We start from the raw sequence: 832 nt of genomic DNA on the forward strand, positions 1-832 counted from the left end.
TCACCGGTTGCTTTTGCCGGTATGTCCACCCGTGGCAGCGAGACGCCGACGATCCGGTAGGTCGATGCAAGCTTCAGCGCCGCTGTCGCATCGATCGACAGTCGCACATGCTCGCCGGCCACGAGCTCTGCGAAGGTGAGGCTCCAGTTCTCTCCGCCGTCGGCGCGTATGATGCCGTCATGCAGGATGAGATGTTCGACCGCCGTGTTCTTCAGGGCCGCAGCCTTCGCCATCAGATGGTGTCGCGCGGTCGCGGCGGCCTGCCTCAGGGGCACCGCCGTGATCTGGATCGTCTCGCTCGCAATCGTGGCACCTTGGTTAGGCGCCGCAGAAGTCGCTCCCAGCACCATATCCACATGCTCGAAGGGTACGTCCAGTTCCTCCGCGACGATCTGCGCCAGCGATGTGCGGATACCCGTTCCGAGATCGACATGGCCGTTGAAAGCTTTGACGCGACCGTCCCGGTCGATGGCGATGTAGAGCTCGGCCTCGTCGCCCTGGAGTTTGTCCGAAACGACAAGAAGAATGTCGGAGTTCAAGAAATAGGAGGATTTCGGCGCTTCGCGTTGGGTGTTCATGGCGAAACCTCGTTTCGTGCCTCTGCCGATGCGCCGACTGCGCGATCAGCTTTGGCGTAGGCGACGGCGCGGCGTGCCGCAGCGAGTATTTCCATATGGGTGCCACAGCGGCAGAGATGATGCCGAAGAGCTTCACGAATATCGGTTTCGTCAGGCTCGGGGTTGGCTTCCAGCAGCCCGACGATGGCAATGATCATGCCGTTCAGGCAGTATCCGCACTGTGCGGCGGCCTCCTCGATGAAGGCGCGCTGTAC

2 protein-coding genes are annotated in these 832 nt (G+C 61.8%); both read right to left on the reverse strand.

The window, feature by feature from the left end; genetic code table 11:
* The coding region (locus EQW76_RS28715) for a molybdopterin cofactor-binding domain-containing protein (RefSeq protein WP_142832632.1) at nt 1–578 on the reverse strand (578 nt) is incomplete at its 3' end.
* On the reverse strand, nt 575–832 hold a 258-nt coding region (locus EQW76_RS28720; protein ID WP_244615605.1), incomplete at its 5' end, for a 2Fe-2S iron-sulfur cluster-binding protein. The genes EQW76_RS28720 and EQW76_RS28715, both read right to left, overlap by 4 nt.

Source organism: Rhizobium sp. rho-13.1, assembly GCF_007000305.1.
GTDB classification, from domain to species: Bacteria; Pseudomonadota; Alphaproteobacteria; order Rhizobiales; family Rhizobiaceae; genus Rhizobium; species Rhizobium rhododendri.